16 protein-coding genes are annotated in these 23,922 nt (G+C 70.2%); 7 read left to right on the top strand and 9 right to left on the bottom strand.

Features of this window, described 5'->3' with window-relative positions; translation table 11 throughout:
* The first annotated feature begins 79 nt into the window (after positions 1–79).
* The 4 genes from WMF36_RS07825 to WMF36_RS07810 all read left to right on the top strand — a co-directional run bounded on the left by WMF36_RS07825 (position 80) and on the right by WMF36_RS07810 (position 8,025).
* Positions 80–1,198 (top strand): alpha/beta hydrolase, encoded by a 1,119-nt coding sequence (locus tag WMF36_RS07825; protein ID WP_437578984.1) that lies wholly within the window; start codon positions 80–82, stop codon positions 1,196–1,198.
* An 807-nt stretch (positions 1,199–2,005) separates the two neighbouring features.
* Positions 2,006–3,028 carry a cellulose binding domain-containing protein gene (locus WMF36_RS07820; RefSeq protein ID WP_437578983.1) on the top strand — a complete coding sequence of 341 codons (1,023 nt, stop codon included), beginning with the start codon at positions 2,006–2,008 and terminating at the stop codon, positions 3,026–3,028.
* 281 nt (positions 3,029–3,309) lie between these two features.
* The gene (locus WMF36_RS07815) at positions 3,310–6,684 is read left to right on the top strand and encodes a hypothetical protein (RefSeq protein WP_437578982.1); all 3,375 of its coding nucleotides are present in this window, start codon (positions 3,310–3,312) and stop codon (positions 6,682–6,684) included.
* Between the two features lie 345 nt (positions 6,685–7,029).
* Positions 7,030–8,025: a zinc-dependent alcohol dehydrogenase family protein gene (locus tag WMF36_RS07810; RefSeq protein WP_437578981.1), complete on the top strand. Its 996-nt coding sequence runs from the start codon at positions 7,030–7,032 to the stop codon at positions 8,023–8,025.
* 135 nt (positions 8,026–8,160) lie between these two features.
* Here WMF36_RS07810 and WMF36_RS07805 read toward each other — a convergent pair whose 3' ends face one another.
* The 6 genes from WMF36_RS07805 to WMF36_RS07780 all read right to left on the bottom strand — a co-directional run bounded on the left by WMF36_RS07805 (position 8,161) and on the right by WMF36_RS07780 (position 14,016).
* Entirely contained in the window at positions 8,161–8,661 is a 501-nt protein-coding gene (locus WMF36_RS07805) for a hypothetical protein (RefSeq protein ID WP_437578980.1), read from the bottom strand.
* The gene (locus WMF36_RS07800; protein WP_437578979.1) at positions 8,636–9,439 is read right to left on the bottom strand and encodes a hypothetical protein; all 804 of its coding nucleotides are present in this window, start codon (positions 9,437–9,439) and stop codon (positions 8,636–8,638) included. Before WMF36_RS07800 ends, WMF36_RS07805 begins: the two co-directional genes overlap by 26 nt.
* 11 nt (positions 9,440–9,450) lie before the next feature.
* Positions 9,451–10,170 carry a hypothetical protein gene (locus WMF36_RS07795; protein WP_437578978.1) on the bottom strand — a complete coding sequence of 240 codons (720 nt, stop codon included), beginning with the start codon at positions 10,168–10,170 and terminating at the stop codon, positions 9,451–9,453.
* Between the two features lie 600 nt (positions 10,171–10,770).
* Positions 10,771–12,015, bottom strand: coding sequence for an MFS transporter (locus WMF36_RS07790; protein ID WP_437578977.1), 1,245 nt, complete (start codon positions 12,013–12,015; stop codon positions 10,771–10,773).
* A gap of 1 nt (position 12,016) precedes the next feature.
* Positions 12,017–13,156 carry a hypothetical protein gene (locus WMF36_RS07785; RefSeq protein WP_437578976.1) on the bottom strand — a complete coding sequence of 380 codons (1,140 nt, stop codon included), beginning with the start codon at positions 13,154–13,156 and terminating at the stop codon, positions 12,017–12,019.
* 8 nt (positions 13,157–13,164) lie between these two features.
* Positions 13,165–14,016, bottom strand: coding sequence for a phytanoyl-CoA dioxygenase family protein (locus tag WMF36_RS07780; protein ID WP_437578975.1), 852 nt, complete (start codon positions 14,014–14,016; stop codon positions 13,165–13,167).
* Positions 14,017–14,280: 264 nt separating this feature from the next.
* On the opposite strand from WMF36_RS07780, the gene nrfH reads away from it, so the two are divergent.
* The 3 genes from nrfH (at position 14,281) to WMF36_RS07765 (ending at position 17,938) form a co-directional block, all read left to right on the top strand.
* The gene (nrfH, locus tag WMF36_RS07775) at positions 14,281–14,820 is read left to right on the top strand and encodes a cytochrome c nitrite reductase small subunit (protein WP_437578974.1); all 540 of its coding nucleotides are present in this window, start codon (positions 14,281–14,283) and stop codon (positions 14,818–14,820) included.
* Between the two features lie 30 nt (positions 14,821–14,850).
* Positions 14,851–16,359: an ammonia-forming cytochrome c nitrite reductase subunit c552 gene (locus WMF36_RS07770; RefSeq protein WP_437578973.1), complete on the top strand. Its 1,509-nt coding sequence runs from the start codon at positions 14,851–14,853 to the stop codon at positions 16,357–16,359.
* 265 nt (positions 16,360–16,624) lie between these two features.
* Positions 16,625–17,938: a M28 family metallopeptidase gene (locus WMF36_RS07765; protein ID WP_437578972.1), complete on the top strand. Its 1,314-nt coding sequence runs from the start codon at positions 16,625–16,627 to the stop codon at positions 17,936–17,938.
* A 277-nt stretch (positions 17,939–18,215) separates the two neighbouring features.
* On the opposite strand, the gene speB is transcribed toward WMF36_RS07765, so the two are convergent.
* The 3 genes from speB to WMF36_RS07750 all read right to left on the bottom strand — a co-directional run bounded on the left by speB (position 18,216) and on the right by WMF36_RS07750 (position 23,642).
* Positions 18,216–19,193: an agmatinase gene (gene speB / locus WMF36_RS07760; RefSeq protein WP_437578971.1), complete on the bottom strand. Its 978-nt coding sequence runs from the start codon at positions 19,191–19,193 to the stop codon at positions 18,216–18,218.
* 136 nt (positions 19,194–19,329) lie between these two features.
* Positions 19,330–21,447: a substrate-binding domain-containing protein gene (locus WMF36_RS07755; RefSeq protein ID WP_437578970.1), complete on the bottom strand. Its 2,118-nt coding sequence runs from the start codon at positions 21,445–21,447 to the stop codon at positions 19,330–19,332.
* 74 nt (positions 21,448–21,521) lie between these two features.
* On the bottom strand, positions 21,522–23,642 hold the full coding sequence (locus WMF36_RS07750; RefSeq protein WP_437578969.1) for a substrate-binding domain-containing protein: 2,121 nt from the start codon (positions 23,640–23,642) through the stop codon (positions 21,522–21,524).
* Between the last annotated feature and the right edge of the window lie 280 nt (positions 23,643–23,922).

Below are 23,922 nucleotides of genomic sequence, written 5' to 3'. Positions count from 1 at the left end.
GCGATGCTCGCTCGGCCGCGAAGACGCACCGGTGCGCCCTCGCGGCGCGGCTCTCTCCCTTGCTTCTCGGAGGATCGTCATGTCACTGCGCTCGAATCTCCCGGTCCCGGCGCGCCGCGCCGTGTTCGTCCTGTCGTGTGCGGCCGCGCTCGCGTGGTCGCCCTTCGGCGCAGGCTGCGGAGCCGGAGAGGGCGAGTCGTCTCCCGGCGGAGACGGCGCGCTCCCGGGCGCGACAGACCCGGCGCCGAACGAGCCGAACGAGCCGAACGAGCCGAACGAGCCGAACGAGCCGGCGTGTCCGGAGGCGGCCAGCGTCGACCTCCTGGTGGAGAACGCGCGCGGCACGCTGTCGGGCACGCTCGAGGTGCCGGCCGGGTGCGGGCCTTTTCCCTCGGTGGTGATCCTCCCTGGCTCGGGGCCGACGGATCGGGACGGCAACCAGGCCGCCGGGGGCATCCTTTCGGACATGTACAAGCTCCTCGCGGAAGGCCTCCGGGACAGGGGCATCGCGTCGATCCGCTACGACAAGGCCGGGATCGGCGGGAGCGTCTCCGCCGCGCCCCGCACCGAGCAGGAGATGCGCTTCGAGATGGGCGCCGACGACGCGGGCCTGTGGGTGAAGGCGCTCCGCGACGACGGGAGGTTCGCGACGGTCACGGTCGTGGGGCACAGCGAGGGCTCGTTGCTCGGAATGCTTGTCGCCCAGGCGGTCGAGATCGACGGCTACGTCTCGATCGCCGGCGCGGGCCGGCCCATCGGCGATGTGTTGCGCGCTCAGCTCTCCGGCCTGCCGGACGAGGATCGCGAGAAGGCGTACGCGATCCTCGACCGGCTCGAGGAGGGCGAGCTCGTGGAGGATGTCCCGCAAACGGAGCTGTTCCTGAGCCTGTTTCGCCCGAGCGTGCAGCCGTACATCATCTCCTGGATGAAGCTCGACCCCGCGGTGGAGCTCAAGGCCGTGACCGCGCCGGTCCTCCTGCTGCAAGGGACGACCGATATCCAGGTCCAGGTGCAGGACGCCGAGCTGCTCGCCGGCGCGCGGCCGGACGCGGCGCTCGTCCTCATCGAGGGGATGAGCCACACGCTCAAGGAAGCGACGCTCTCGAATGCGTCGCAGAACGCGGCGTATACCGATCCGAGCCTGCCCGTCGTTCCGCGCGTGCTCGATGAGCTCGAAGCGTTCCTGCCGGCGGGGTGACGCGGCGAGCCCGATCGATCAGCGACTGGCAACAACGCGCTTCGAGCGTGGTTCCGTCCGGATCCTGGAAGTAGAACCAGCGCACGGACGGATCCTCGAGCCACAGGACGACAGGAGCGACGTGGCGAGGAAGAATGTTACCGCGGGGCAGGACAATCGAAACTTCATGTGACCTCCGGCTCGGGCTGTGGATGTCTTTGTGGAACGTGGGGGGTCCAGCCCTTGGTTGCCCGGCGGCGGCGCCCACGGCCGGCGGCCTCTGCGGGTCGATCTCGACCTCGTCGTCCCCGCGTCCACAGCAGCCCGCACCGCGGCCGCCTTCGCGCCGGACGGCTCCCGCGTCCGTGCTGCTCGATCCGCGGCTCGAGCTCGACTTGGCGGCCTCTGCGGAGCCCAGCGTGGCAGGCAGCGGGTGAGCGGTCCGGCGCGCTGCTTGCAATTGCAAAGGAGCGCGCATGAGATAATTCGATATCACTGCGTGTTTGAGCCCATCACGCGCGGTGATTTCATGTGCGAGATGCGCGCGGACGACTACAATGCCGTCGCGCGGCCGGGATAACCCGGCGAGCACAGCCGTGATCAAGAGATCACCGGCAGGGAATGACGAACTTACACCAAGAAGCGGCGGAGCTCGTGGGCGTCTTTTGATTCACTTATCCATCTTGAGCAGAACCCCGCGAATCCGCTGAGCTGACATGGAGAACCTTAATGCGTACCAATCGCTTACTTGTCTACATCTCTGCTTCGTTGGCATGCAGCCTGCTCGCCTGCAGCGCTGGACCTCGCAACGATGAGAATAGCGATTCTTTGAGCTCCGGACTGGTGAGCCCGGACGGCACGATGACGGCGGAGATCACGGTGCCGTCGGACTGGGGAAACGGGTACTGCGCGAGCGTGACGATAAGGAACACGGGCAGCAGCGAGACGACCGCCTGGGGCCTGGTCATCGGGCTCAACGGCTCCACGTTGAACCACGCGTGGAATGCGCGCATCACCGAGTCGAACGGGCAGATGAACGCCGTCAATGAGGGCTACAACGGAACGCTGGCGGTGGGCGCCTCGACGATGTGGGGGTTCTGCGCGAGCGGCACCGGGAGGCCCACGATCGTATCGGTCGACGGCAGCGGAGGCTCGGACGCCAGCACGAGCACGTCGGCGAGCAGCAGCGCTGGGTCGGGCGGCGCCACGGGGACCGGCGGCAGCGGTGGCGAGGGCGGCGGGAGCACCACCGTGGGCACCGGAGGCGAGGGTGGCGGCACCACGACGGGCGCAGGCGGCGAGGGCGGCGGCACCACCACCGCGGGCACCGGAGGCGAGGGCGGCGGCACCACCACCGCGGGCACCGGAGGCGAAGGCGGCGGCACCACCACCGCGGGCACCGGAGGCGAAGGCGGCGGCACCACCACCGCGGGCGCCGGGGGAGAAGGCGGCGGCACCACCACCACCACCGGCACGGGCGCAGGCGGCGCGCCTCCGCTCGATCCGAACTGCGGCCCGGACTCCGCGACCTTCGCCGATGTGGCGCCGATCCTGGAGAGGAGCTGCTCAAACCAGTTCTGTCACGGGAGCCCCACGTCGCCGTCCGCCGGGCTCGACCTCCGCACGATGGTGGCGGTCGGCTCGCTCGTCGATCAGGACGCCGCCTCCTGCTCCCGCGAGCAGGCGCTGGTCGTGCCGTTCATGCCGAGCAGCAGCTATCTCATGAACAAGCTGAAGGATGTCGGCCTGTGCGACCCTGACGAGAGCAAGATGCCCCCGGGCTCGTCGCTGCCCGACGCCGAGATCAAGACGATCAACGACTGGATCTGCGCGGGCGCCCCCACCGACTGAGCTCTGCTCAGCCCAGGACAGCCCGCAGCACACCCCGCTGGCAGCGCGTGCACGGTCCATCCGCGCGTTCGGCGCCTTCCCGTGGATCGCCCCGCCCGGGGCGGATCTCGGACTCACGGCGCCGGGCGCGAGCGGCCGCCGAGGGCGGCAGCTTCTGGTCTGCAACGAGACCGGTCGCAACTCGCCCAAGACGAATTTTGCGCTCGCCACCTTCTTGAGCTCATCGACAAGCGGGCGGCTCTTCGCCAGCCCGGCCTCTCGTCGGGCCCTCATGGCAGGCCATGAATGTTCTGTCCATGCCGAGCAACGAAGCTGAGATGGCCATAGATCTTGTGCGTCTCCGATCAGCGCCACCCAGAATAAACCTCGGTATCTCGACCGCCTTGACCATCGTATCTGCCCTCGCCTCCACGGCGTGCGGGCCAATGGTGGGCGGAGGCGCGACAGGGGACGGCGGCGACACCAGCGCGGACGGTGGTACCACGCCATGCACTCGCCATGCACTCGACTTTCTCGGCGCAGATGACTGCCAACCCGCGGGTGGCAGCAGCGGCGCGGCCGCCAGTGGCGGCCCAGACGGCGGCGGCGGCCCAGACGGCGGCGGCGCCAGCGGCGGCACAGACGGCGGCGGCGGCAGCGGCGGCACAGACGGCGGCGGCGGCGCCAGCGTCGGAAGCGGCGGCAGCGACGGCGGGGCGGGCGGCAGCGGCGGCGGCAGCGGCGGCGGCGGCGGCGGCGGCGGCGGCTGCACGCCGGGCTCGGTCCTCGCCTGCTACACTGGCCCCGCCGGGACCCCTGGCATCGGGCCGTGCGCCACCGGGACGCAGACCTGTCGCTCCGATGGCCTCGGCTACGGCCCCTGTACAGGCGAGGTGATACCCGCTGCAGAGCTCTGCGTCACGCCGGTGGACGAGAGCTGCGACGGCGTGCCCCATTGCCCCCGGGTCCCGCCGTGGGCGCGGGGATACGGCGGCCCCGGCCACGACAGCGGCCTGTCCATCGTGAGCGACGCCTCGGGCAACTACTACGTCTCGGGTGACTTCGAAGGGACCGTCGACTTCGGCGCCGGCCCTCTCACCAGCGCAGGGCAATCCGACATCTTCCTCCTCAAGCTCGACCCCTCCGGCTCGCTGATCTGGAGCAAGCGCTTCGGGACCGAGTACGACGATGAGAGCGCCACCATGACCGTCGCCGAGAGCGGGGACATTCTCCTCGTTGGCCTCTACGGCGGCATGACGTTTCCTTGGGTACCAGGCCCAGATTTCGGAGGAAAGCCTCTCGCGCCCCCCAACGCTCAGTACTTCCCCGGCGCCGCGCTCTTCGTGGCCCAGTTCGATTCCGAAGGCAACCACATCTGGAGCAACGGGTTCCAGGCCGACCAGTCCGGCGCCTACCCCGTGAAGGTAGCGCAAGCCGCCGTCGATGGCGCCGGCAATGTGTACATGCTCTACAGTCTCGCCTATGATCCCTCCCTTCCTCCCCATGCCACCTATCTGGCAAAGGTGAGCGCCGGCGGTGCCGCCCTCTCCTGGCAAGAGCCTCTGTCAGGAGACGACATCAGCGGGGCAGCAAGCCTCGCGATCGACAGCGCCGGCAACGTGCTCGTGGCGACCGAGCGCCCGGTTACCGAGCTGCACCCCGATCCGCTCGAGCTCACCGTCTCCAAGTTCGCCCCGACAGGCGCCCTGCTGTGGCGACGCTCGTTCGCGTCCAGCTCGACCGGCGGATCCGTCGCGGCAGCGGCCTCGGTCGTGGTCAACGCGGCGGACGAGGTCCTCGTGACGGGATTCACCGACGGGACCGTCGACTTCGGCGGCGGTGCGCTCCCCGAGGGGCCGGTGCTCCTGAAGCTAGATGCAGCAGGTCAGCATCTCTTCAGCCGATCGGTTCGCTTCGGCGACGAGATCACCCTTGCCCCTGACGGTGGCATGCTCGTCGCCGGTCACGGCCTTGCCCGCCTCGACGCGAGCGGGACGGAGATCGGATCGATCAGCTTTGATCCTCTCGTGGAGGACATCGCGATCTCTCCGAATGGCACGGCGGCAGTCGCCGGGAGCATGCTCGCGTCGGTGGACTTCGGGACCGGCCCGATCCCCTACACAGCAGGTAGCGACATCTTCGTCGCCACGTTCGACCTTTTCTGCGACGACGGCGAGGGCGACTGCGAAGCTGAGAGCGGCGGCGCTGGCGGCGCTGGCGGCGCTGGCGGCGAGGGCGGCGCTGGCGGCGAGGGCGGCGCTGGCGGCGAGGGCGGCAGCGGCGGCGGCTGCACGCCGGGCTCGGTCCTCATCTGCTACACGGGCCCCGCCGGGACCCCTGGCATCGGGCCGTGCGCCACCGGGACGCAGACCTGTCGCTCCGATGGCCTCGGCTACGGCCCCTGTACAGGCGAGGTGACCCCCGCTGCAGAGCTCTGCGCCACGCCGGTGGACGAGAGCTGCGACGGCGTGCCCCATTGCCCCCAAGTCCCGCCGTGGGCACGGGGAGTTGGCGGTCCTGGCCGTGACATGGCCCAGTCCATCGTGAGCGACGCATGGGGAAACTACTACGTGTCCGGCGACTTCGAGGGTACCGTCGACTTCGGCGCCGGCCCTCTCACCAGCGCAGGGCAATCCGACATCTTCCTCCTCAAGTTCGCTCCCTCCGGCTCGCTGATCTGGAGCAGGCGCTTCGGGACCGAGCACGATGATAAGAGCACCGCCATGACCATCGACGAAAGCGGAAACATCTTCCTCGCCGGAGTCTACGAAGGCGACATATTCGCCGCGGATCCAGGTCCAGATTTCGGCAGGGGTGCCATCCGATCCGCCGAACGGTCCGCACTCTTCGCGGTTCAATTCGATCTTGAAGGCAACCACGTCTGGAGCGATGGCTTCCAGGTCAGCTCCGACAGCTTCCTTCCCCACGAAGTGGCGCAAATCGCCATCGATAGCGTCGGCAACATGTACATACTCTACGCCGCGGATGAATATTATTGGCTGGCAAAGATTGGCGCCGGAGGCACCTCTCTCCTCTGGAGGACAGGTCAAGGAGGATCTGCCCGCAGCGTCAGCGAGGGAGGCCTCGCGGTCGACAGCGCCGACAACGTGCTCGTGGCGATCCCAGACCGAGTTATCTGGGCTGAAAATCCCTCGGCCAGGTTCATCGTCTCCAAGCTTGCGCCGACGGGTGCTCTGCTGTGGCAACGGAGCTTCGCGTCCGAGCACCAGCTCTTCGGCGACACTTCGGCCTATTCGCTGGCGGTCAACCCGGCGAACGAGGTGATCGTGACGGGCTTAGTGGATGAGACCGTCGACATCGACGGCCGTGCGCTGGCGGCGTCTCCCATACTGCTCAAGCTGGACGCTTCAGGTAAGGTTATCTTCAGCCGCGCGGTCCCCTACCACAACAAGGTCGTCCTCGATCCTGCCGGCGGTATGTTCGTCGCCGGGCCCAAGGGGTTTGCCAAGCTCGATGACAGCGGGACATCGCTCTGGTCCTTCGATTTCCACTCTCTACCGGGTGCTGGGGCCGGCCTTTATCTGACAGACATCGCTCTGTCTCCGAATGGCACCGTCGCAATCACAGGTTTCACGAGCATGCAGGCGGACTTCGGGACCGGCCCGATCCCCTACACAGCGGGTCTCCATAGCTTCGTCGCCACGATCAACCCCTGAGAACGCACTTCGCCGTCGGCTCCGGTGCGCCGAGGCGCCGCGAGCGCGAGCGGCCGATCGCCGGCGGCCACGCTCGGCGCGATCTCGGCTTCAGTCCTCGACGAGAGGGCCGATGCGGTCGGCGAACGACCCCCCGAGGCTCCCATCGAGTCGGATTTGCCAGTCGAACGCCCCGCGGAACGTCGGGTGGTCGCTCTCGAGCTCGTTCCACGTGGGGATCGCCTCGTCGAGCGTGCCACCCGCGCTCCCGGAACGGTGCGCAGCCGCGCGCGCCGCCCGGAAACAACGGAAAGACGAGCCGTCGCGTGCTCCTCGGCGGACGCGGATTACCCTGGGCGCACAACCATGCGCGCCCTCGTCCTGAAAGCCACGAAGAGCCCGCTCGTGCTGGAGGATCGGCCCGCCCCGCGGCCAGGGCCCGGTGAGGTGCTGCTCCGCGTGCGCGCCTGCGCCGTGTGCCGCACCGATCTGCACGTGGTCGACGGCGAGCTGCCGGAGGCCAGGCTGCCGCTCGTGCCAGGGCACCAGATCGTCGGCGAGGTCATCGAGGAGGTGCCCTCGCCCGGCGAAGCGCCGCGGTTCGCGCGGGGCGCGCGCGTGGGCGTGCCCTGGCTCGGGTGGACCTGCGGCGCGTGCGCGCATTGCCGCGCAGGGCGGGAAAACCTCTGCGACCGGGCGCGCTTCACCGGATACCAGATCGACGGGGGCTATGCGGAGCTCGCCGTCGCGGACGCGCGCTTCTGCTTCCCTGTCCCCGCGGGCCTACAGGACCTCGCGGCCGCGCCGCTGCTCTGCGCCGGGCTCATCGGGTACAGAACGCTGCGCATGGCGGCAGACGCGGAGCGGATCGGGATCTACGGGTTCGGCGCCGCCGCCCACCTGGTGGCGCAGGTGTCCCGCTTCGAGGGGCGGCGCATCTTCGGCTTCGTCCGGCCGGGCGACGACGCGGCGCGGGCGTTCGCGCTGGCGATGGGAGCCGAATGGGCGGGCTCTTCCGCCGACGCGCCGCCCGAGGAGCTCGACGCGGCGCTGATCTTCGCCCCGGCCGGCGAGCTCGTGCCGGCCGCGCTGCGCGCCGTGCGCAAGGGCGGCACCGTGGTGTGCGGCGGAATCCACATGAGCGATATCCCCTCCTTCCCCTATTCGATCCTGTGGGGCGAGCGGGTGCTGCGCTCGGTGGCGAACCTGACACGCAGGGACGGCGAGGAGTTCCTCGCGCTCGCGCCGAGAGTCCCGCTGCGGACGGAGGTGAACGTTTACCCGCTGGAGGCAGCCAACGACGCGCTCGACGATCTGCGGAACGGCCGCTTTTCCGGGGCAGCGGTGCTCGTGCCGTCGTGAATGCGGAGGAGCCGGCGCGCGGGGCGCCCCACGCCGCGCTTCACACCGTCGTACGGCGAGAATCTTCCACGTAAACGGTCTTGCTCTTCGCGCAACCCAGCAACTCTTCCCTGGCCGGCCTTCTGGCGGGCGGAGCTACGGGACCTGCGTCGCCCGGGCGATGATCTCCTTGACCACCAGCAGCATCTGGTTCGTCTCGGCGTGCTGCGCTCCCTCGGCGAAGTACGCCTGGAGCCTCTCCGAGCCCGCCCGGATCCGGTCGCTCTCCTCGCGAACCACGACGCGGAAGATCGGCCGCTCGGCGGTGCCCGTGAGGTCGACGCTCCCGTCGGTGGGCAGCGCGTCGCTCCGGTAGATCGCGATCCGCTCGTCCCCGAACAGCTCACGGAGGCCCGCGAGCTGCGCGGCGCTGAGCTCTCCGCGGAGCGACGTCTGCCCCGTGTGGCCCTCGAACGTGCCGCTCAGCTCGATCCAGAGGACGGTCTCCTCGCCTGCGCCGCGGTACATCTCGAGCTGGGCCCAGGGCGCCGGCGGGATATCGGAGCCCGGATGACCAGCGCACCCGGCGACGCACAGCGCGCCCCACAGGAAGCCGGCGAGCGCCGCCCTCCTAGCACGTGATGATCTTGCTACCATTGCTCGTGATGTTGAAGCAGGGGTCGACGTCGAGCATCGTGTTCAGGATCCGGTTCGCCTCGTCTCGCGCGAAGGCCTTCATCGTCGACGAGCTGTGCTGCGCGTCGGCCTCGAAAGCATACCACCAGAGCCAGAGGACCTGGTAGCCGGCCGCGCCTCTCCCGCTGGGCGACCCGATCCCCGAGCACCCGTCCATGTACTTCTCGTCGCACGAGTCGCTCTTCGCGGGACACGCGTTGCTGCCATCGTTGCCGCTGTGACCGCACCAGTCCGCGTGGCGCGCCTCGTGGACCAGCGTCCCGGCGCGCTCCACGACGTTCTCGTCGTAGAAGAACGGGATGTAGAGATCCGTGTAGTTGTCGATGATCGGGCCCCAGGTCGTGTGCGCTCGCTTCGACCCGTCCCCGCACCGCGCGTCCAGCTCGTCGAACTCGCGAATGGTGTAGTTGCCGGCCCATCGCAGGAAGTTGCCGCTGAAATCGTTCGTCTTGAGCGCCTCGTTCGGCGACGCGTAGTTGACGAGCTGGATCGCCTGGAACGTGCGCGCCAGCGGCCTCCTCCGGTCGCACGCGGCCTCCCAGCCGAAGCCGTTATCCCAGTCCCCCTTGTCGAAGTCGTACGCATCCCAGTAGAAGTCGATCCACGGCTGCGTGCACCAGAAGCCCTGCATCACCCCGGGGTCGGTCGACCTGACCGTGTCGCAGGTGTCGGCGCGGGCCTCGGAGGCGAGACCAAGGAGCAAGCAAGACGCAAGAATGGCGCTGATCGTGTTTCTCATGGTCAATCCCCTCATCGAGCGGTGGACGGCGTGTCGGTCCGAGGCGTCACCTTGAATTTCCGATCCCCGGGCTTGTCCGGCTGCGCCGGTCGACCGAGGTTCGGGTTGTAATCTTTTGCATCGGCGATGTCCTCCGCGAGCGCCTTCCGCGCATCGACCAGCTTGATCCCGCCGACGTCGATCCCGAGCGCGTAGAGGCTCGCCGCCGCCGGGGTGCGCAGGAGGTCGCCGGCGGAGTGAATGGCCTTCAGCTCGTCCGCGGCGTGGAGGCGCTCGAGCCCGACGATCGCACGCAGGCGAACGCGGTATTCATCCGCGAAGAGGTGCTCGTCCTTGCCGGGCTCGGGGAGCGGGCTCGTGGCGATGGCGTTCAGCGGGTCGATGCCGTCGCGGAAGCCGAGCAGGCCGAGGAGATGAGCCGCCCGCCAGCGCATCTCGCCAGGCCTCGCCGGCACCGTGGGGTCCGGCGAAGCGGACACCGACCACTCTTTATAGACGCCCACGACCACCGGGACGACCGCCGGGCCCGCGGCCACGAGCTCCCGGAGCGACGCGTCGAACTCGGCGTCATTGTCGAACTCCCCCATCAGCGCGAGCTGCCTGTTCACCATCGCCTGGATGCAGTCCTTGCCGCATTCGATGGCTTGCGAATCGACCGCCGTGTCCTCCGGCGCGTCCCTCTCGGCGGGCGCGGCGCAGCCCGCGGACAGGGCGACGCAGAGGAGTATCATCGAATTTCTTATGGAGACCGACGACATGCTTCACCTCGGATTGTGTTCGTGCGAGGGCGACCCTCGCCCCCTCGACCGCACGCTCGGCCGCAGCGCCTCGACGCCGTCAGCTCTGCGCGCTGGTTTCACGCGCGTGAGATGGGGATGCTGGGCAGGCGCTCTTCCCATCCCTCGACTCGAGATGGGAATCGTTCGACAGCGCCAGCGCGCTCCTCCGTCTCTCAATCCCTCAGTTGCAATCCTCGATCCATGCGCTCCGAGCACGGCGGGTCGGCCGGGCGGGGCGTCGCCGGCGGCCGCGATCGCCACGGAATGACCTTAATTAGCGGCGATCGATCGCGGAGCGAGCGCCGGATCGAACCTGCCCAGACGTCGGCTGGAATGCCAGAGACGCCGGGTCGGAGGCCGTGGCCTGGAGGTCGCGGCCGCCAGGTGGAGGCTCACCCCACCAGAGGACCGGGGGCTGGGGAATCCGCTCATTTTGTGCCCGTTTACAGCGGGAAATTGAACAGGGAGGCGGGGAGGCGGGGAGTTTTCCTGAGATTTTACTCCCCGTCTCCCCGCCTCCCTGTGAATTCTCCGAAAAGTCCACCGTGGCGACTACACCCGCGCCGTCTCCTCGAGCTCCTTCCCGCGCGTCTCCGGCAGGAGCCACAGGATGAGCGCCAGCGCGATCACCGGGAAGATCGCCGTCGCGGACACCGCCCGCCCCCAGCCCATCTGCTCCGCGGCGACGCCCACGCCGATGGGAGAGAGAATGTAGCCGATCCGGCCGAGCAGGTTGTTGGACCAGGCGAGCGCGTCGGCCCGGAGGTGCGTCGGAAAGAGCTCGGAGTTGTACGCGTTCAGCACGGGCAGCACGCCGCTCGCGCCGAAGATGGCGAAGACCAGCGCGACCGTGAGCCCGGCGCGCGAGCCCAGCGAGTAGGCGCCGAGCACGCCGGCCGCCGCCAGCACATAGATGATCACCGCGCCCGCGCGGCGGCCCATCACGTCGAGCAGCTTGCCCGAGGCGAAGATGAGCGGCATCGAGACCACCGCGGCGAACGTGATGCTGGCGCCCACCTCGGCGTCGCTGAAGCCGCGCTCCCGGATCGCGAACGTCTTCCAGAACGTCACCGCGTTCTGCGTGCAAACGTACGTCAGCCCCCAGATGAGGGCGAGCTGCAGCATCCGCCCGCGGTGCGGTGAGCGCCAGATGCGCATGAGCGGCTGCGCGCCCTCCCCCTCCCGAGCGGCCGCCGCCTGCTCGAAGCGCGCCGTCTCCCGCAGGCCGCGCCGGACCACCGCCATCACCAGGAGCGGGATCCCGCCGACGAAATAGACGCTGCGCCAGCCGTACGAGGTCGAGAGGAGCAGCGGCACGACCCCGGCGCACACGATGGATCCCAGGCTCGAGAACGCCTGGATGACGCCGATCACCATGCCGCGCCGGTCGCTCGGGTACTCCTCGGCGGCGTACACCATGCTGACCGCCCACTCGCCGATGAGGAAGATGCGCGCGAGGAGCTGGAGGACGGCAAAGACATAGACGTTCGGCGCAAACCCCGTGAGCACGGAGAAGAGCGTGTAGCCCAGGATCGTGATCGTGAGCACCCGCCGCCGGCCCCACTGGTCCGCCTTGCGCACGAGCAGGTACGCGATCATCGTCCCCGAGTTGATGACCCCGATGAGGAGCCCCTCGTGGCGGGCCGCGAGGCCCATCTCGGCGCCGATGTTCGGCAAGATCTGCGTGAGGGCCAGGTAGTCGTAGCCCTCGAAGAACGAGGCCACGCTGAGGAACCAGAACAGCCGCCGCTGGTACGGCGTGAACGGCGTCTTCGGGTGCGGGGCAGCGGTCGTCATATCACCTGTTCCCTCCGAGCGGGCGCTCGTAGACGCGATAACGCCGGTAGATGGCGCACCCGGCCGACTCCACGATATGCCGCATCGGGGCGTTGTCCTCGTGGATCAACGAGGCCTCGAGCCGCTCGTACCCGGCCGCCCGCAGGCCGTCCACCACGCGCTGCACGAGGAGCGCGTGGAGGCCCGTCGACCGGAACGCCGGCACGACGCCGATCAGCTTGAAGCTGGCCGTCCGGACGCGGCGGAGCGCCCAGGCGACGCGCGCCCACCCGAGCGGCAGGAGCCGCCCGCGCGCCGCCGCGAACGCCTCGTTCAGCTCGGGGAGGCACACGGCGAACGCCGCGGGCTCGCCGCGCACCGTCGCGATCTGCACGAGGCGCGGGCCCGCCAGCAGCACGAACGCGCGACCCAGGCTCACGAGCTCGGCGCGCGACATCGGGACGACCTCCGGCACGCCGCGGTACGCTTCGGTGAAGACGGCGTGGGCGATCTCCATGTCGCGCGAGATGCGGTGAACCGCCGCGCTGCGCACCTCGAGGCCAGGAAGGCTCACCGACGCGGCCTTCCGGCGCAGGGCCTCGGGGAGCTCCCGGGGGCGGCCCGCGGCGTCGACGAGCGGGGTGTCGTAGGCGAGCATGTCATAGCGCTTCGAGAACCCCTCGGCCTCGACGAGCTCGCGGTAATACGGCGGATGATGGCCCGCGAGCATCGGCGGCCGGGAGCCGTACCCCTCGACGAGGAGCCCGATGTCCTCCACCCGCGTCACGTTGCGCGGGCCCCGCAGCGAGGTCGCGCCGAGCGCCCGCGCGCGCTCGCTCACCGCGCCGAAGAGCGCCCGCGCCGCCTCGGGATCGCGCTCGCACTCGAAGAAGCCGAAGAACGCCGTGCGCTCGCCGCCGTGGCGGTCGTGGCGCCCGTCGACGAGGAGCGAGAGCGTCCCGACCGTCTCGCGCCCGCGCCGCGCGCGGAACAGACGGAGGCTCGCCTCGCGGAAGAAGGGGTTCCTCGGGTCGAGCCGCCGCAAGACGAGCGGGCGGAGGGGCGGCACGTAGCCCGGATCGGCCGCGTGGAGGCGCAGCGGCAGGTCGAGGATCTCGGTGAGATCCGCGCTGCTCCTCGCCTCCTCGATGGTGATCGACATCGAGGCGCTCAGTACCCCGCGAGCCGCTTGAACCGGAAATACAGCGGCGTGGGGCTGTTCTCGTGCTTCTCCTTGAGCGGGCCGCACATGAGCGGCAGGTACATCACGCGCCGCTGGCTCGCGTCGCCCGTGGCCGTGGCCTGCGCGACCCGGTGCCAGATGCGGCCGTCGTGGATCGTGAGGTCGCCCGCCTCGGCCTCGAGCGCGTACTCGTCCGGGTCGGGCCGGTGGTCGAGGAAATACGCCTTGCGGGTGAGCATCTCGAAGAGGCCCTGGCAATGCGACGACGGGATCAGCCGCACGCCGCCCTTCGAGACGGGCGAGTCGTCGAGATAGAAGCCGACGTTCAGGTAGCGGCGCGGCTTCTCGAGATAGAACACGTCACGCAGGCTGTCCGTGTGCCAGCCGAGGCGCTGGTACGTCGACCCCTCCTCGTGACGATAATGGTTGATGACGAGCCCGTCGCGCTCCCGCTCGGCGATCCGGTAGCCGGGCCCGGCGACGTCGAGGATCGCGCCGAACCGCGGGTCGCGCAGGAACGCGCGGAGGCGCTCGCCGAAGAGCGACGCGAACACCATGCGCTGGATGGTGCGCGACCCGTCCTTCCGGGTGCCGAGAATGAGCGGGACGCCGTTGATGTGCGTCCTCCCCTCCGCCATGAGCCGGCGATCGATGGCCTCCACCTCCTCGACGAGCGAGCGCACCGTGTCGCGGCCGGCGAAGCCCCGGAAGCGGATGAACCCGTGGGTGTCGAGGAAATCCCGCTGCTCGGCCGTGAGCGCGCCGCCCAGCGTGAAGTCCGGCAGCCGGATACGGTGGTTGGCCGGAGGCAGGTCGGCGGCGGGCTGCGGGGCGTGCACTGAAGCGTCTCCTTCCCGGGTCACAGGCCCGGGTCCACTAGCGCAGCCGGGCCGCGGCGGGAACAGCCGCCGCCGGGAGCCCCCGCCGGCGCGGAATCTGCACCTCGGCGCACGGTTTGCAACCTCGGATGCGGTTTCGGCGCCGCGCTCCCGGCGCACGGCCCTCGTGCCGAGTCCGCACGGCGCCCGCCGCGCCGCCGGGCCGTCGATCATCGCCCTGCCGGCGCTCGGTGGCACCTGCCTTGCAAACCGGCGCCGCGACCGATGACCCATCAGGCGGAGCCCGTGACCGAAGGGCAACAGCAAGGCGAGCCACCGGAGCCCCCGGTCCGCGAGAGAGCGCGCCGCACGCGCGCCTTCACCTGGGCCTTGCCGCTCGCGCTCTGCGTCGCGCTCGGCGCGGCGGCCGGGCTCGGCGGCTACACGTTCATCTACGCAAAGGGCGCCTCGTACCTGCAGAACGACCCGGCGGCGTGCGCCAACTGCCATATCATGAACGAGCAGTTCGCCGGGTGGCAGCGCTCGAGCCACCGCGCCGTGGCAGTTTGCAACGATTGTCACGCGCCCCACACGTTCCTGGGCAAGTATGCCACGAAGGCGTCGAACGGGTTCTGGCACTCCTTCGGCTTCACCACGGGTCGCTTCCCGGACCCGATCCGGATCAAGCCCAGCAATCTGCGCATCACGGAGGAGGCCTGTCGCGGGTGCCACGGAGACGTCGTGCACGCGATCGACAGCGAGCACCGCGGCGCGCCCCGGCTCTCGTGCGTGCGCTGCCATGAATCGGTGGGCCACCTGCACTGAGGCGCGCCCGCCGCACGAGGAATGGAGACGATGACGGAGCCGAAGGACGAAGGATCCACGACAAAGCGCCCGCCGCAGCCGGCGCTCCGGCGCTACCTGCCGCTCATCACGATCGCCGCGGCGGTCGCGACCGCCGGGCTCGCGGCGCTGCTCGTGAACATCTTCGAGCACAAGCAGGAGGCGAAGAGCCCGTTCTATCGTGTCGTCGAGCTTGACGACACGATAGACGACCCCGCGATCTGGGGGAAGAACTTCCCCATCCAGTACGACGGCTACCGGCGCACGGTCGACCAGAAGCGCACGCGCTTCGGCGGGAGCGAGGCCGTGCCGCGCACGCCGACAGAGGCCGATCCGCGCAGCGTGGTCGCGCAGTCGAAGCTCGAGGAGGACGGGCGGCTGAAGACGATGTGGGCCGGTTACGCCTTCTCACGCGACTTCCGCGAGGAGCGCGGGCACGCCTACATGCTCGAGGACCAGGTGTACACCGAGCGGCAGGCCGCGACGAAGCAGCCGGGCACCTGCATCCACTGTCACGCGTCCGTGTACGTGCCGTACAAGAAGCTCGGCGGCGGCGACCTCATGCGCGGGTGGGAGGCGATGAACCAGATGCCGTTCCCCGAGGCGCGCAAGCTCGTGACGCACCCGGTCTCGTGCATCGATTGCCACGATCCGGAGTCGATGCAGCTCAGGGTGACGCGGCCCGGGTTCCTCGAGGGCATCCGCGCGCTCAAGGCGTCGATGGGCGAGAAGGACTACGACGTCAACACGATGGCCACGCGCCAGGAGATGCGCTCGTACGTCTGCGGCCAGTGCCACGTGGAGTATCACTTCAAGGGCCCGGAGAAGCGCCTCGTGTACCCGTGGGCGAAGGGCATCAAGGTCGACGAGATCTATGCTTATTACGAGGAGACGGGCTTCTCGGACTGGACGCACGCCGAGTCGGGCGCGAAGGTGCTGAAGGCGCAGCACCCCGAGTTCGAGATGTGGAATCAGGGCGTCCACGCCCGCTCCGGCGTGGCCTGCGCGGACTGCCACATGCCGTACCAGCGGGTGGGGGCAGCGAAGGTGACCGATCACCACATCCAGAGCCCGCTCCTCAACATCAACCGCGCGTGCCAGACGTGCCACAAGTGGCCCGAGGACGAGCTCCGGCAGCGCGTGGAGACGATCCAGGAGCGCCACTTCGAGACGCGCAACCGGGCGATGGACGCCGTGACCGCGCTGATCGGCGATATCCGCCGCGCGAAGGAGGCGGGCATGGCGGACGAGGCGCTCGCGGACGCGCGCGCGGCGCAGCGGAAGTGCCAGTTCTTCGTCGACTTCGCCGAGGCCGAGAACTCGTCCGGCTTCCACGCGCCCCAGGAGGCGATGCGCATCCTCGCGTCCGCCATCGACACCTGCCGCCGCGGCCAGCTCGCGCTGCGCGACGGCGCCCCGCCCGGAGCGGCCGGGGCGATCGCGGCGCCGGCGGGTGCGGAGGCGGACGCGGGATCGGCGACGCCGAGCGAACCCGCTGCGGCGGACGCCGGGGGTCGCTGAGCCCTCGTCACACGAGACACGAGCTCTCGCGGGTGCGCTCGTCGCGCGGAAGGAGAGCGGACGAAGAGAGCCTCACCGCCGAGCGGGCTCTTCCCAAAACATCCTCCGGGCCGGCGAGCTGGGCCTTGATTCCGTAGCTCCAACGGAGCACTTGTGTCCCTCCATGCATCTGAAGCGGCTCGATTCAAATGACCGTCTCGTCACGAGATAGTGCTTGGATCCTTCAGTTCAGATCCGTACGGTGGCGGCGGAAGGGGAAGACACCATGGCAACATGCCGCAATCGTTCGAGCGCCGCCGCTCGATGTGCCGTCTTTGCGCTGCTCTCGACGTCGTGCGCGTCCGGAGACGCGGGCGCGCCGACAGCTGAAGTGATCCACGTCTCGCACGTGGGCAAGGATACGGTGAGCACGTTCCTCAACCGGCTCGCGACCGAGGCTGGCCAGGTCGTCGTGACCCGCGCCGCCGTCGAGGACGCCTGGCAGAGCGTCGCGCTGAAGGAAGAGCGCGATTCGTCTCTGCACGTCGTCGAAGGGCCGCTGCCCGCCGCGGCGCTCCCGGGAGAACGCGCGCGCGTCGGCGGGCTCGCCGTCGTCGCCATCCCCACCGGCCGCGAGCCCCACGACTGGCTCGGCTCGCACCGATACCACGCAGAGCCGATCGCGGAGACCGAAGTGGTCCTGTCGCCCACGCGCAGCCGACAGGCAGCCCCCGCCCCGGCCGGGAGGCGCGCGGCGTTCGCTGGCGACGCCGCCGACATCCACATCGACGCCAAGTTCCTCGAGGCGCGCCTCAAGGAGCTCTCCGGCGCCGCGCCCGTGACCCTCGGCGGCCGCTCGGTCGTCCTCCGCGAGCGCGGCTCCGAGAGCGGGCGCTCCATGGCCCGAACCTGGCTGCGCCAGCAGTACGAGGCGCTGGGGTTCACCGTGCAAGAGCACCCCTATCGAAGCGGCTGGAGCCAGGGGATCAACGTGACGGCGGACAAGCCCGGCGCCGATCCGTCACGCGTCCTCATCCTCTCGGCCCACTACGACTCGGTCAACAACGCCGGCGCCGACGACGACGGCTCCGGCGTCGTGTCGTCGCTCGCCATCGCCCACGCGCTGAAGGACGCGCGCCTGAGCATCGGGCTCCGCGTCGTCGCCTTCGATCAGGAAGAGAACGGCCTCCTCGGCTCGAAGGCCTATGCGCGCATGCTCGACCAGAACGGGCAGCTGGAGCAGGTCGTCGGCGTCCTGGATCTCGAGATGACCGGATACGACTCCAACGATGATGGGCACTATCACGTCATCCATTGCAACGAGAACACGTCGTCCGAGCTGGCCGCCCAGGTCGAGGCGGCCGCGACGCGCGGCGGGCTCGGCCTGACCCGGACGGACGCCTGCACCAACCGCAGCGATCACGCGGCGTTCTGGCGCTACGGAGCGCCGGCCGTGGCCGTGTCACAGGACTTCTTCGGCGACGACGGGAACCCCTGCTACCACAAGCGCTGCGACACGGTCGATCAGCTCAACTGGGACTACATGCGGCGGCTGACCCAGGCCGTCGGCCTCGCCGCGGCCGATCTGCTGATCGAGTAGCATGAGACCGCCGCGCAGCGAGGCTCATCCCCGATGGGCCCGTGATGCGCGAGCGCCCCACGGCAGGCAAAAAAAACAGAGCGCCCGCTCGACGGCAGGGGGGGGATAGCCATCACGGGCGCTCTGCTCTGTCCACATTAGCAGGATGCGGGCCAGGGTGTTCCTGGCGCATTTCGCGGGATCGTCCCCGTGGGAACCGCTCACTGTCTTTCAATCCTGAGATCGGCGCTTGCAAACGTGGCAGGTCGGCAGCTCCCCGGAAAGGGCGTTGCCAGCGCTAGGGGGCAGGTGCCGCGGCGGCGGCGCCCGGCCGGCTCGCGTACAGCGCGAGGTGCTCGTAGGCGATGGTCGCGGCGGCCAGCGCCGTGATGCCCGCGGTGTCGTAGGCCGGCGCGACCTCGACGACGTCCGCGCCGACGACATCCACGCCCGCTATCCCGCGCAGGATCTCGATGGCGGTCGCGGTGCTGAGCCCGCCGCAAACGGGGGTGCCCGTGCCCGGCGCAAAGCAAGGATCCAGGCAGTCCACGTCGAACGTCACATAGACCCTGCGCCCCTGGACCACCTCCAGGATGCGCTGGGCCACGGCCGCGGCGCCGTTCCGGTGGACCCAGGGCGCGTCGAGGATCTGGAATCCATGCGGTTCCGGATTGTAGGTGCGGATCCCGATCTGCACCGAATGGGCCGGATCGACGATGCCTTCCCGGGCGGCGTGGAAGAACATCGTGCCGTGATCGATCCTCTCCGCGTCGTCACCGACGCTCCACGTATCCGAGTGGGCGTCGAAGTGGATCAGCGAGAGCGTGCCGTGCTGCTTGTGCAGCGCCCTCAGCACGGGCAGCGTGACGAAGTGGTCGCCGCCGATCGACAGCGGCGCGGCCCCGCCGCGGAGGATCCCCGCGATGTGCGCCTCGATCGCGGCAGGGACCTCCATCGGCCTGCCGAAATCCCACTGGCAGTCGCCGTAGTCGACGATCGCCAGCCGATCGAGCGGGCTGACCTTGCAGCCGTACGGGGGGCCCCAGGCGAGCATGGCGGACGCCTCCCGCACGGCGCGCGGGCCGAAGCGCGCGCCGGGGCGCTGTGTGGTCGCCGTGTCGAGCGGCAGCCCCGTCACCGCGACGTCCACCCCCGCCAGATCGCGCGAGTACTTCCGGCGCAGGAACGACGGCGCGCCCGCGTAGGACGGCTCGTACGCGACGCCGGTGAGGCCCTCGGTCGTGAACGCATGATCGCCGCGCGCGCTATCCTCCATCTCGACTTGCTCCCATCCCCCGGATGAACCGACGCCGAGAGATACCATGCTCCACGCGGCGGGATCCGGGAACCTCGCCGGCGCCGGCCGGCAGCGGCGCGGCGCGCCCGGACCTGCCCTCTCCGCCTGCTCGTCTTCATGTCCGCGTCAACCGGTGGATCGCGGCGGCGAGCGACTGGAAGATGGCGATGCCGTGCAGCTCGATCCCGAGGCTGACCATGCGCTGCGCCATCGTGGGTCCCACCCCGACGAGGCTCACGCGGGCTCCGAGCAGCCGGGTGGCCTGCGCCGTCTGCACCAGGGCCGCCGCGGTCGCCTCGTCGACGAGCGGCACGCCGGTCACGTCGAGCAGCACCCACCGGGCCCCCTCGCGCGCGACGCCCGAGAGCACGGCCTCCAGGATCTGCTGCGCCCTCGCCCCGTCGATCGCGCCGATCAGCGAGATGAGCAGCACCCCGGGCAAGAGCGGGATGACGGGACAGCCGAGCTCCCGCACCGTGCTCGCGAGCGCGCGCTCGCGCTCGTAGGCGGCGGCCAGCATGTCGCGCTCCGCCTGCAGCGCGGTCTCCATGTCATGACGCTCGAAGGCCGCGACGAGGAGCGACACCCACATGGTCAGCGGCCGGAGGTTGTCGGCGAAGCTCTCGGTGTGCAGCCCGCCGAGCACCAGCATCCCCCAGTCGCGCTGCGCGCTCACGATCGGGACCATCACGAGGTACCCGCTCGGCTCGTCCGGCAAGGCGGCATCGAACAGATCGAGCGGCGGAAAGGCGTCCGACGGGCACCGGCGGCCCACGAGCGCGGCCACGTCCGGATCGGTCGTATGCACGCTGTCGATGACGAGCTCGGGCCCACCCGGGCCCGGATCGCTCGCCCAGACCGCGACGCACCCGAAGCGCACGCTCGTGTGCCGCAGCCACCCGAGGCGATCGTCGCTCCAGCTCCGCCTGGACGCGAGCAGGCCGCTCATGTCCATGTTGGCGCGGACCAGCCGCTCGAGGCTCCTCACCCCGCGCCGCTCCCACGCCGCGAGCGCCCGCTGCTGCGCGAGGCGCACGCGGTCGAGGAACGCCTCCGTCCGGCGCGCCGCGTCCGGCCCCGGCGCGCTCGCGAGCTGCTGCGCGGCGGTCCGATGGATCTGCTCCACGACGTCGAGGAGCACCTCGATCCGGCTGTCGCTGTGCGCGACAGCGACGCCGAAGGCGCGCTCGAGCGCCCCCACCTCCGGCAGCTCCGCCCCGGCGAGCACGGCGCCGAGGTGTCGCGCGATGACCTCGGCCCCGGGCCAGACGAGGGGCGCCTCTCCGGGCGGCGAGTGCGACGGCCCCTCGACAAGCCGGCTCATCCGGCGGGCCAGGTCGCGCTGCCAGTCGCCCCGCTCCCCGCCGAGCTCCGGCGAGGACGGCCGGGCCTCCCACGCAGGGCTGCCGCACGAGCGCCGCCGCACGAGCTCGGCGGGGACGCGCGTCACGAGCTGCTCGGGAGCGCGGCCGGCGATGACATCGGCGAGCCGCTCGACGGCCGTCCTCCCGAGCAGCTCCGGGCTCTGCCGCATCGTCGTGAGCGGAGGATCGCAGTACTGGGCGGCGCAGATGTCGTCGAACCCCACCACGGCGATGTCCTCGGGCACGCGGTAGCCGCGCGCCCGGATCGCCTTGACGGCGCCGATCGCCATCTCGTCGTTGCCCGCCACGATCGCGTCGCAGAACCCGCCGTCGCGCTCGAGGAACGCCCCGAGGCGCCGCTCGGTGTACCTGTTCGTGCAGTCGTCGAAGCTGGAGAGCAGGTTGAGGCCGGCGTCGAGCCCGCGCGCGCGGAGCGCCTCATCGAACGCCGCGCCCCGCTCGATGAAGTCGCCGGATGACGACTTGCCGATGTAGGCGATCCGGCGGCGGCCGAGGCCGACGAGGTGATCGACCATCCGGCGGATCGAGTCGTGGTTCTCGGCCCGCACGACCGGACAGCGCGCGTCGAGCGCAGGCGCGCAGAAGATCACGGCCGGCGCCCCGCCGGCCAGGAGCTCCTCCAGGCCGTCGATGGTGTACATCGTGATCCAGCCGGCGATCTGGCGAAGGCCCACCCCGCGCTCGACGATGGACCGGGGCGACCCCTGGCTCAGGAGGAGCTGATAACCGCGCTCGCGCGCGGCGCGGTGCATGCCAGCGAGCGCCATGGCATCGAAGGAGTTGTCCAGGAAGACCGAGGCGACCCCGATGACATTCGAGGTGCGCTGACCGACATGCCTCGTGCTCATCCCCTTCGTGCCCTCCCCCCGCATCACGCCGGCGAGCCTACCACCCCCATCGACGACGCGTCCGGGAACATCGGTCAGCCAGCGCGCCCCGTCAGGTGGCTTATCGCGGCGGCCAGCGACTGGAAGATGGATATGCCCTTCAGCTCGATCCCGAGGGCGATCATGCGCTGCGCCATCGTGGGTCCCACGCCGACGAGGCACACGCGCGCTCCGAGCAGCCGCGTCGCCTGCGCCGTCTGCACCAGCGACCCCGCGGTCGCCGCGTCCACGAGCGGCACCCCGGTCACGTCGAGCACCACCCACCGGGCCCCCTCGCGCGAAACGCCCTCGAGCACCGCCTCCAGGATCTGCTGCGCCCTCGACGCGTCGATCCCGCCTATCAGCGAGATCAGGAGCACCCCGGGCAAGAGCGGGATGACTGGACAGCCGAGCTCCCGCACCGTGCTCGACAGCGCGCGCTCCCGCTCGTAGGCGGCGGCCAGCGTGTCGCGCTCCGCCTGCAGCGCGGTCTCCAGCTCGTAACGCTCGAACGCCGCCGTGAGCAGCAGGGTCCACATGCTCACCGGCTGGAGGTTGTCCGCGAAGCTCTCGGTGTTCAGCCCGCCGAGCACCAGCGTCCCCCAGTCGCGCCGCCCGTTCACGATCGGGATCAGCACGAGGTAGCCGTTCGGCTCGTCCGGCGAGGCGGCCTCGAACAGCTCGGGCGGCGGGAAGACGCCGGCCGGAACCCGCTGCCCCGCGAGCGCCTGATGGCCCGGCCCGACGGCGCGCAGGCTGTCGATGACGAGCTCGGGCCCGCCCGGGCCAGGATGCGCCGCCGGGAGCGCCAGGCACGCCACGCGCATCGAGGTATGTCGCAGCCACCCCAGGCGATCGTCGAGCCATGCCTGCTTCGACGCGAGGAGCATGCTCGTCTCCATGTTGACGCGGACCAGCCGCTCGAGGCTCTGCACGCTGCGGCGCTCCCACGCCGCGAGCGCCCGCTGCTGGGCGAGGCGCGCCCGATCGAGGAAGGTCGCCACCCGGAGCGCGGCGTCCGGCCCCGGAGCGAGCGCGAGTTGCTGCGCGGCGGCCCGCTCGATCCGCTTCACGATCGCGAGGAGGACCTCGATCCTGTCGCTGTACGCGACCGCGGCGCCGAACGCGCGCTCGAGCGCCGTCACGTCCGGCGGCTCCGCCCCGGTCAGCGCCGCGTCGAGGCTCCGCACGACCCCCTCGACCTCCGGCCAGACGAGGGGGGCCTCTTCGAGCGGCGACGGCATCCCCCCCGCGAGCACGTCGTTCAGCTGCCGGCAGAGGTCTCGCCGCCAGTCGCCTGTGGGCCCGACCGGCTCCGCGTGCAGCGCGGCCTCCCACGCAGCGCCGCCGCCGCACGAGCGCCGCAGCACAAGCTCGGCGGGGATGCGGGTCACGAGCCGATCCGGAGCACGGCCCTCGAGCAGATCGGCGAGCCGCTGCACGGCCATGCTCCCGAGGAGCTCGGGATTCTGCCGCATCGTGGTCAACGGCGGGTCGCAGTGCTGCGCGGCGGTGATATCGTCGAACCCCACCACCGCGATGTCCTCGGGCACGCGGTAGCCGCGCGCCCGGATCGCGTTGATGGCGCCTATCGCCATCTCGTCGTTCCCCGCCACCAGCGCGGTGCAGAACTTGCCGTCGCGCTCGAGGACCCCCCGCAAGCGCTGCTCGGTGTAGAAGATGGTGCACTCGTGGAAGTCGGAGAGCAGGTTGAGATCGGTGTCGAGCCCGCGCGCGCGGAGCGCCTCATCGAACGCCGCGCCCCGCTCGATGAAGTCGCCGGATGACGACTTGCCGATGTAGGCGATCCGGCGGTGGCCGAGGCCGACGAGGTGATCGACCATCCGGTGGATCGAATCGTGGTTCTCGGCCCGGACGACCGGACAGCGCGAGCCGAGCGCAGGCGCGCAGAAGATCACTGCCGGCTTTCCGTCGGAGATCAGCTCCTCCAGGCCGTCAATGGTGTACATCGCGATCCACCCGGCCACCCGGTCGAGGCCCACCCCGCGCTCGATCACGGCCCGAGGCGGCCCGTACATCAGGAGGAGTTCGTAGCCGCGCTCGCGCGCGGCGCGGTGCATGCCAGCGAATGCCACGGCGTTGAAGGAGTTGTCGATGAAGACCGCCGCGACCCCGATCACATTCCGTGTGCGCTGGTCGACATGCCTCTTGCTCATCCCGGTCGTGCCCTCCCCCGTATCCCACGGGCGAGCCTATCACCGACCTTGACGAAGCAACTGGAGAACTTCGGCGCCAGGCCCGGACCGCTCGATCCGGCGCGATGCTCCCCGGTGCGCGCATGTAAATAATCCTGCACGGCCACGCCAGGACGGTCGATTTCACCGAGGCTCCGGCGCGACGCCGGGGGCGCGCGCCGACCGTGGCTCGTTGGCTTGTGGGGAGCCCCACGCAAAGCGCGAGGCCGGCGGAGGGGCTCATCAGGGCGCGGCGATCTCG

This window comes from Sorangium sp. So ce887 (assembly GCF_051521455.1).
In the GTDB taxonomy this organism is placed as follows: Bacteria; Myxococcota_A; Polyangia; order Polyangiales; family Polyangiaceae; genus Sorangium.
This window is presented reverse-complemented; position numbering and strand designations above follow the sequence as displayed.

Coding starts and splice junctions, on each gene's coding strand:
- WMF36_RS07805 (WP_437578980.1), bottom strand. CDS start 8,661: ATGGTAGCAAGATCATCACGTGCTAGGAGGGCGGCGCTCGCCGGCTTC.
- WMF36_RS07795 (WP_437578978.1), bottom strand. CDS start 10,170: ATGATACTCCTCTGCGTCGCCCTGTCCGCGGGCTGCGCCGCGCCCGCC.
- WMF36_RS07810 (WP_437578981.1), top strand. CDS start 7,030: ATGCGCGCCCTCGTCCTGAAAGCCACGAAGAGCCCGCTCGTGCTGGAG.
- WMF36_RS07825 (WP_437578984.1), top strand. CDS start 80: ATGTCACTGCGCTCGAATCTCCCGGTCCCGGCGCGCCGCGCCGTGTTC.
- WMF36_RS07750 (WP_437578969.1), bottom strand. CDS start 23,642: ATGAGCAAGAGGCATGTCGACCAGCGCACACGGAATGTGATCGGGGTC.
- nrfH (WP_437578974.1), top strand. CDS start 14,281: ATGACCCATCAGGCGGAGCCCGTGACCGAAGGGCAACAGCAAGGCGAG.
- WMF36_RS07755 (WP_437578970.1), bottom strand. CDS start 21,447: ATGAGCACGAGGCATGTCGGTCAGCGCACCTCGAATGTCATCGGGGTC.
- WMF36_RS07785 (WP_437578976.1), bottom strand. CDS start 13,156: ATGTCGATCACCATCGAGGAGGCGAGGAGCAGCGCGGATCTCACCGAG.
- WMF36_RS07790 (WP_437578977.1), bottom strand. CDS start 12,015: ATGACGACCGCTGCCCCGCACCCGAAGACGCCGTTCACGCCGTACCAG.
- WMF36_RS07770 (WP_437578973.1), top strand. CDS start 14,851: ATGACGGAGCCGAAGGACGAAGGATCCACGACAAAGCGCCCGCCGCAG.
- WMF36_RS07800 (WP_437578979.1), bottom strand. CDS start 9,439: ATGAGAAACACGATCAGCGCCATTCTTGCGTCTTGCTTGCTCCTTGGT.
- WMF36_RS07765 (WP_437578972.1), top strand. CDS start 16,625: ATGGCAACATGCCGCAATCGTTCGAGCGCCGCCGCTCGATGTGCCGTC.
- WMF36_RS07815 (WP_437578982.1), top strand. CDS start 3,310: ATGAATGTTCTGTCCATGCCGAGCAACGAAGCTGAGATGGCCATAGAT.
- speB (WP_437578971.1), bottom strand. CDS start 19,193: ATGGAGGATAGCGCGCGCGGCGATCATGCGTTCACGACCGAGGGCCTC.